Annotated in this window: 7 protein-coding genes and 2 pseudogenes; all 9 read right to left on the bottom strand. The window is 49.7% G+C overall.

Annotated features, from left to right (window positions below; genetic code table 11):
- Window positions 1-221 precede the first annotated feature (221 nt).
- Complete coding sequence (locus tag J3353_RS15445; protein ID WP_071143484.1) at window positions 222-833, bottom strand: recombinase family protein; 612 nt, start codon at window positions 831-833, stop codon at window positions 222-224.
- A 70-nt stretch (window positions 834-903) separates the two neighbouring features.
- The gene (locus J3353_RS15440) at window positions 904-1,206 is read right to left on the bottom strand and encodes a hypothetical protein (protein ID WP_071143485.1); all 303 of its coding nucleotides are present in this window, start codon (window positions 1,204-1,206) and stop codon (window positions 904-906) included.
- Window positions 1,207-1,360: 154 nt separating this feature from the next.
- The gene (locus tag J3353_RS15435) at window positions 1,361-1,555 is read right to left on the bottom strand and encodes a transposon-encoded TnpW family protein (protein WP_071143486.1); all 195 of its coding nucleotides are present in this window, start codon (window positions 1,553-1,555) and stop codon (window positions 1,361-1,363) included.
- A 79-nt stretch (window positions 1,556-1,634) separates the two neighbouring features.
- On the bottom strand, window positions 1,635-3,482 hold the full coding sequence (locus J3353_RS15430) for a recombinase family protein (protein WP_207732025.1): 1,848 nt from the start codon (window positions 3,480-3,482) through the stop codon (window positions 1,635-1,637).
- A 49-nt stretch (window positions 3,483-3,531) separates the two neighbouring features.
- Window positions 3,532-3,834, bottom strand: a pseudogene (locus tag J3353_RS15425) (type IV secretory system conjugative DNA transfer family protein); the annotation flags it as partial.
- On the bottom strand, window positions 3,831-4,289 hold the full coding sequence (locus J3353_RS15420) for a PcfB family protein (RefSeq protein ID WP_207685187.1): 459 nt from the start codon (window positions 4,287-4,289) through the stop codon (window positions 3,831-3,833). The gene J3353_RS15420 and the pseudogene J3353_RS15425, both read right to left, overlap by 4 nt.
- 30 nt (window positions 4,290-4,319) lie before the next feature.
- The gene (locus tag J3353_RS15415) at window positions 4,320-4,766 is read right to left on the bottom strand and encodes a DUF3846 domain-containing protein (protein ID WP_207685186.1); all 447 of its coding nucleotides are present in this window, start codon (window positions 4,764-4,766) and stop codon (window positions 4,320-4,322) included.
- 135 nt (window positions 4,767-4,901) lie between these two features.
- Complete coding sequence (locus J3353_RS15410; protein ID WP_156073422.1) at window positions 4,902-5,327, bottom strand: hypothetical protein; 426 nt, start codon at window positions 5,325-5,327, stop codon at window positions 4,902-4,904.
- A 62-nt stretch (window positions 5,328-5,389) separates the two neighbouring features.
- Window positions 5,390-6,316: pseudogene (locus tag J3353_RS15405) on the bottom strand (ParB/RepB/Spo0J family partition protein).
- Window positions 6,317-6,378 lie beyond the last annotated feature (62 nt).

Below are 6,378 nucleotides of genomic sequence, written 5' to 3'. Positions count from 1 at the left end.
ACATTACGCATTTGGAATACCAACATGACGAATCCCTCCTTCTTATCCCTTTAGTAACGTGTACTTTCCTGTAAACGCATTTTATCGACAAATTAGCCGGGATATAAACGAATATTTACATTTCAAGACTTGAAAAACGCCGTCTGAAGAAGTATAATATTAAATACCTATAAGCAATAGGCGGTTTACAGGAAAGTACACCTTTCTGTAAAACCGCCTATTTACAATAATTTGGCTTTTTCGTAGATTTCTGCCCGGTAGCGAAAGGTCGCAAGGGGCATACCACACTCTTTTGCGGCTGCTGTGCCGGTAATTTTCCCGGCACGCCACCTCTGATAAACAGCATGAAAGTTATCCGGCAAGGGGCGTGGTGGTCGCCCAAAGCGCACACCCCGCGCCTTTGCTGCCGCGATACCCTCTGTTTGCCGCTGTCTGATATTGGTGCGCTCGTTTTCTGCCACAAAGGACAGCACTTGAAGCACAATATCCGAGAGAAATGTTCCCATAAGGTCTTTTCCCCGGCGCGTATCAAGCAGGGGCATATCCAAAACCACAATGTCAACGCCCTTGTCCTTTGTGATGATACGCCATTGCTGTAAGATTTCTTCATAGTTGCGTCCCAGACGATCTATGCTCTTGATATAGAGCAGGTCGTCTTTTTTCATTTTTCTAAGCAGCTTTTTGTACTGTGGACGCTCAAAATCTTTGCCGGATTGCTTATCCATAAAGATATTCTTATCTGAAACGCCTACCTCGCGTAAGGCGATAAGCTGCCTGTCCTCGTTTTGTTCTCTTGTGCTGACACGCACATAGCCGTAAATGCTTCCAGTCAATTTTTATCCTCCTGTTCGTTTTACATAGACATCAACCGTCCTTACCTAATAATTTTACTGTATCTTTGTGTCATGGCTTGCTTTTCCCGGCTGAAATACCATGCTTCTTTGCATAGTCGCTTGCCGCCTGTCTGCGTTCCTCGCTGTATGGTGCGGTCAGACGGAAAGAGAAGCGTCCCTTTGCAATCTCAAACTCCATACAGCCCGTTTCCGGGTCGCTGTCGGTCAGCTTACAGACAGAGGGGAAGCGGCGGCTGTACGCGGTCAGCCTGTTCTTCAAGTCGGTGTTGTGGGTGCGGATATGGATAAGGGGGTCTTTCTCGTCAAACCAAATATCGGTGGTCTTTTCCTGCTTTTTCAGTCCTGTTTTCATAAACTCTCCTTTCTGCGCCCCTGTTACGCAGTAGGGGCATTTTTCGGGTGTTTTCTTCGGCTCTTGACTTGGGAAAAACGGCGTTTTTTCAATAGAAAATGCTCTGGCGATACATTCCTCGTCCAGAGTGTTCCAATCGTCAAATATTCCGTTTTTACGGCTCTTGACCGTCAGACGCAGAAAAATGCGAATAGTCGGCAAGTATCGCTTTCAGCAGCTTGTCGCGGAATGTTTCTGCGCTTCTGTGATTGAAAAACAACTCCGCAACGATGGTCTGTCCGTTCCGCTGTGTTGTGATGATACCATCCGGCTGCTTCTGCGCGGTGGTTGTGGTTTTCTTTTCTGTCATTGGGTCACTCCTTCCTTTGGGTGCAAAAAAAGGATTTCCCATAGTTGGAAAATCCCTTTCTGCTGTCGGTTATTCTGTTTTACGATACGGGCAGCGCAGCGGCTTGCGCCTTTCGCTTTGCCCGATATTCCCGCGCCTTGATGCGTTCATACTCCCGGCGTTTTTCAAGGTTTTTCGCCCGGTATTCCTTTGAGTAGTTCCGATGATAAGCGCGGCTCTTTTCCTTTTGGGCTTCTTCGATTTTCTCCCGCATTTGCCGGATTTCTTCCTCTGTCGGCTCTGCAAGCTGTGTCAGTTCGTTTTCAAACTTGCCGATATAGCTGAAATATATCCCGATATGCTGAACAGCTTGTTTTGCCCTTTTCTTATCGCGCTCATGCACTTCAATTCTGCTGATAAATTCATTGAGAATGGCGGGGGTAAGGTCGGTAAAGGCGGCGTAGCGTTCTATCAGCTTCAAAAACTTATGCGCCCATCCTCCTGCGTCCTCAAACGCGGATAACTGTTCTTTGAGTTCTGCAAGTTCCGCTTTCAGCGTATAGTATTCCTCCGAATATTTCTGTGACATTTGCTCGTATCGGTCTTGTGGGATAGCACCGAGGGCGTTATCCTCGTAGAGTTTATTCAGCACCTTGTCAATCTGTTCAAGGCGTGTTGTAATTTGCGGAATACGCTTCTGCTGTTTTTTGCTCTTGTCCGTCTGCTGCATATCAAGGTTTTTTCGGACTAATGCTTCAAATTCCTCCCGGTTGCTTATGGAGTATTCTGCAACTTTTTTCAGAACATCCGCGATAGTCTGCATGACTAAATCAGCGTCTATGATGTGCGGGGAATTGCATTTGGGATTTTTGGCTTTGCCCTTGTGGTACTCGCTGCAAAAGGCAACATGACGCTTGCCGCCGTTCCTGTAATCTATGCGAATGTGCATTTTTGCGCCGCAGTCTTTACAGAACATCAAGCCCGACAAAGGGTGGATTTCTCCGTCCCCGTTAGGGCGTCTGACAGGCGCGTTTTCCAAAATCCGCTGTACGGTTTCAAAGTCGGCGCGGTCGATAATCGGCTCATGCACATTCTCGGTTATCTGCCATTCGCTTTTATCTACATAGTGGTTGCGCTTGTCCCGAAAATGCTTTGTGGTCTTGAAATTGACAACATCACCACAATACTCCTGCCTTGTGAGTATCTTGGTTAAGGTTGCTTTGTTCCATTTATAGCGATTTTCCTCGTTCAGCGGTCTGCTTTTCGCTGTCCCTCTGTCGTGCTGTTTGAGGTAGAACGTAGGCGTGAGGATTTGCTCGTTTTTGAGATATACGGCAATTTGGTTTCTGTTCTTCCCGCCGATAAACAGACGGAAAATCAAGCGTACCACTTCGGCGGCTTCCTCGTCGATTATCCAAAAATCCTTGTTGTTCGGGTCTTTCATATATCCGTATGGGGCTTCGGTGGCGATGGGTTTGCCGCTTGCACCCTTGGTCCTGATACCCGTTTTTACTTTCTTGCTGATGTCCTTTGCGTACCACTCCGACATGATATTGATAAAGGGCGCAAACTCCAATGTATCGGGATTGTCGCTGTCTATGCCGTTATTGACCGCGATAAAGCGGACATTGTTCCGTCTGAATACCTCCATTGCATTGCCGACTTGGAGATAATCACGCCCCCAGCGCGTCAGGTCTTTCATAATGCAGACGCCTATTTTTCCGTTTTCCACATCCTCCATCATGCGGGAATAGGCAGAGCGGTCAAAGAACCTGCCGCTTTCGTCATCGTCAATGTAGTGCCGGATATTGGTTAATCTCTGCTGTTGGGCGTACCGTTCCAGAAATGCCTTTTGGTTTACAATGCTGTTGCTCTCGCCGCCATCTCTGTCCTCGTCCCCGACGGAAAGGCGGGAGTAAAGGGCTGTAATTTTATTATATTCGTTCATGTGCATACCTCCTGCGTCCACATAGTTTTCCTTACAGTTAAGATTATGCACCACATCGGGCGGAGCCATACTCCATGCCGTTCCGGTACTTTTTGGCGTTTTTGCTTTTCAGATAGACGGCCAGCCGCAGTCCGGCACCGCAGCAGATACCCACCAGAATATCCAGGGGATGCAGACTAGGAAGTGGGGTCACAAATGCAGCCGGGAGCGTATCTATGAGCGACACGATTTTATCGCCTAACTCCTTACCCTCGGCCAGCCGCCATGCCTCGCCAAGATTGGTCGCAGCCAGCCCAATCACCAGATAAGGCAGGTACAGGGCCAGCAGCTTGGTGAACTTTTTCTTGTTCATAAGCCACGTTCCTCTTCTTTGCGCCGTACCTTGTCGGGGAGGTTGGCAATGACCTGTGCCAGATCGTGCAGCTTGGCCAGCACAGAGGGACGCTCGGCCTTGTTCAATACTGCTGCCGAATACTCCTTGAACGCAGCGTTCAGAGCGTCTGCATCCTGTGCCTTGAAGAAAATCAGATACCGAGGTGGTGTGCAGGACAGGTCTTTTTGGATTGCATAGTCGATGTGATACCGCTTAGCGTAACGGTCAAAATCCTTGATGCCAGTCTTTTCGATTTCCAGATTGGTCACACCCCGGTTCTGCCGGATGAGCCGCTTCATGGACTGCTTGCCCTGTGATGCACTCTTGTCGTACTGGCGCAGAAAGAACTGCGCCCCTTTCAGCAGAGTGCGGGCAGACAGTTTTACAGTCGAAATGGCAAAATTGACTGTTTTGTGCTCGATTTCTTCCTGCATTTCCATCACCTCCAGTGCAGAAAGTCGTGTTTAGCGGTCAAATCCGGCGTCCTTCGGCGGGGTAGTTTTGCTTTCTTCCGGGCAGACTGCTTCATCGGGCACACGAACAACCATCATCCGATGCCCCAGCCGGATAAAATCTTCCGGCTGATGGAAAAGCCGCTCGTACTTCTGCGCCATCTCCGGGGTCAGGGATGCAAAATCCTCCTCGCCCAGCCCCACCACCAGAAAGGTTCCGGCAACGGCATCGTATATCTGCCCGTCCTCGTCCCGCAGGGCACGGTTCAACGGCAGTCCCATGAGCTTGCCGTCATCGTTGTAGACGATGGCTACCGGGTCACTGAACGGATAGCTGGCACCGATGTTGCCGCCGACTGCCTGCTGCAAAGATTTCAGGTCAGGGTCGATCTCGACCTGCTTCGGATACTGCCCCGGTACAATCTCCAGCACCGTCAGGGTGTTCTCGTTTTGTTCCATTATCGTCCTCCTCGAATTTGATAGAGATCTCCTGCCCGGCATGGGCGGCGTTCAACAGAGCTGCCACAAAGAAGCCGAAAAAAGCGCCGGCTTCAAAAAATGCGAAACCGATAAAAAAGTTCAGCATGGCACACCTCAGTCGATACAGATGCAGGGCAGTTTCTGGCCGTCAGCCATCAGGGTAACGCTGTGGCGCATCAGGTACTTCTGAAAGAGGTAGACCTGATCGATCGTCAGCGAGATGAACTCGCCATCCATATTGGTGCGCACCAGAATGACCGGACCGGTCAGATAGCGCTTGCCCGCCAGTTTCAGCACCTGCGCCGGGTTGTAGCTGAGCAGCAGCGAGCTGTCGGGGATGTTCAGGTACGCATCATCCTCGTCAAAGCAGGGCAGAATGTCGGGAGCCTCGTCCAGCGTGATGACTGTCAGTTCCATATCCGGGGCGATGGCAGCAAAATAGATCTCGCCACTGCTCCTGCTCTCCGACAGTGCCGCACAGATGTGCATATCAATGGTGACTTTCTCGGAACGAATAATGGGATTAGAATCATTTTTCATAGGCATTTTCTCCTTTTTTCTAAAGAAAAAGACCCAACCGGGTCTTTCCTATTCATATCCTGTCAGCGTTCTTCACTGTGCTGACGCTTTTTCTGCCACTGCTCCAGCAGCTTGATGATGGTATCTTCCATCTGTTTGGGCGTATAGCTGCGGGGAAAGTATTTTCTCAGGGTGTCATTTTTGATGGTCACCGTATCAAGCTCGCTCTTTTTCTCCTCGCCCATAATGGCAACGACCGTCTCCGTTGTAAAAGTTCCATCCTGAGCCAGCTTCTTGATACGCTTTGCTTGTGAGACAGAAGGAAAGTTCTGGGTATCATCCATTGCCCGGATCACTTCCTGCTGTTGTTCAGGAGAAAGATAGGAAAGCTCCACAGCAGGATTGAAGGACACGGTTTTGTTATCCACCATGTCCAGCAGTTCTGGAATAAGGTTGGTCAGACGGATGAAACGTCGAACAGTCTCACGACTTTGATTATTCTCTGCGCCCAGCTTTTCATTGCTCCGCAACTTCGACACAACTTGTGTCGAAGTTAAATCTGACCTTGTACCTTAATTTTTCATGGCATCCAACTTCATTTTGTACGCAAACGCTCTCTCGCTGGGCAGAATATGCTCACGCTGCAAATTGCTATCTACCATGAGGATTATGGCAGCATCATCGTCCATCTGGCGCACAATGACCGGCAGGGTTTCCAGTCCGGCCAGCTCCGCAGCGTGTTGACGGCGGTGCCCGGAGATAATTTCATAGCCGCCCTTCGGTCTGGGGCGGGCAATCAACGGCGAAAGCACACCGTACTGCTTGACACTTTCCACGGTATCGCTCATAGAATCATCGTCCAGAACCTTGAAGGGATGGTTCTTGAATGGAAACAGCTCTCCAATCGGAATCTGCTGCACCTGCTCGCGCTGTTCTTCCTGCCGGGATTCTTCGGTGGAAAAAATATCATCGTAGCTGCTCAGACTGGCGTTTACGCTGCTTTTCGGCATCGGCCAGCACCTCCTCGTATTATAAAAGAGTAGTATTTATAGACCGCTCTCCAGCGGTATGC

It is taken from the genome of Faecalibacterium sp. Marseille-Q4137, from assembly GCF_017377535.1.
Classification (GTDB): Bacteria; Bacillota; Clostridia; order Oscillospirales; family Ruminococcaceae; genus Faecalibacterium; species Faecalibacterium duncaniae.
The sequence above is the reverse complement of the archived record's forward strand: the minus strand, read 5'-3'. Positions and strand labels throughout refer to the sequence as shown.

Bases quoted from the DNA above. Each gene is read 5' to 3' on its own strand.
- J3353_RS15440 (WP_071143485.1), bottom strand. From the start codon at position 1,206: ATGAAAACAGGACTGAAAAAGCAGGAAAAGACCACCGATATTTGGTTT.
- J3353_RS15435 (WP_071143486.1), bottom strand. From the start codon at position 1,555: ATGACAGAAAAGAAAACCACAACCACCGCGCAGAAGCAGCCGGATGGT.
- J3353_RS15430 (WP_207732025.1), bottom strand. From the start codon at position 3,482: ATGAACGAATATAATAAAATTACAGCCCTTTACTCCCGCCTTTCCGTC.
- J3353_RS15420 (WP_207685187.1), bottom strand. From the start codon at position 4,289: ATGCAGGAAGAAATCGAGCACAAAACAGTCAATTTTGCCATTTCGACT.
- J3353_RS15415 (WP_207685186.1), bottom strand. From the start codon at position 4,766: ATGGAACAAAACGAGAACACCCTGACGGTGCTGGAGATTGTACCGGGG.
- J3353_RS15410 (WP_156073422.1), bottom strand. From the start codon at position 5,327: ATGAAAAATGATTCTAATCCCATTATTCGTTCCGAGAAAGTCACCATT.